This window comes from Sporichthya brevicatena, from assembly GCF_039525035.1.
Classification (GTDB): Bacteria; Actinomycetota; Actinomycetes; order Sporichthyales; family Sporichthyaceae; genus Sporichthya; species Sporichthya brevicatena.
In genome coordinates, this window is sequence record NZ_BAAAHE010000081.1 from 1 (window position 1) to 571 (window position 571).

General features: G+C 67.6%; 1 protein-coding gene. It reads left to right on the forward strand.

Annotated elements, in window-relative coordinates; genetic code table 11:
* Positions 1-571: hypothetical protein (locus tag ABD401_RS25010; protein WP_344609951.1), on the forward strand; the 571-nt coding region annotated here is incomplete at both ends.

Below are 571 nucleotides of genomic sequence, written 5' to 3' on the forward strand. Positions count from 1 at the left end.
CCCGCGGCCTGAACCTGTCCCGGTCGGCCTACTCGGACTACTTCGCCCAACTCTCGGCGATGTACCAGTCGAACGGGATCGGAGTCAAGAAGGCCAACCAGTTCGCCGCCGAGGCACTCAAGACCGCGGCCGACGCCGCCGCGTTCGGGAACACCACCGTCGGCGAGGCCGTCGAGGCGCAACTCGGTCTGCTCAAGGGCTCCGGCGAACTGTGGGAGCGGTACTCGGTCTCGATCAAGGCCTCCGACGTGTCGGACCGGGTCAAGATCGAGCAGCTCAAGTCGCTGAACAAAGAGCAGCAGGAGCAGTGGAAGAACCTCTACAAGCTCGCGCCGGCTGAGCGGGCGGCGGCCAAGGCCAAACTGCAGTCGCAGATGGCCGACAAGAAGTCGCTCGAGGCCGTGGTCAAGCACATGCTGGCCCAGGAGAAGGCCGCGATCTTCCTCGGCCAGGCCGCGCGCGAAGCCGACTCCCTCGAGTCCCGGCAGCAGAAGCTGCGCGCCACCGTCGACGACCTCGGTGCCTCCCTCGGCGCTGCGCTGCTGCCGGCCGCCATCGCGGTCACCGGCAA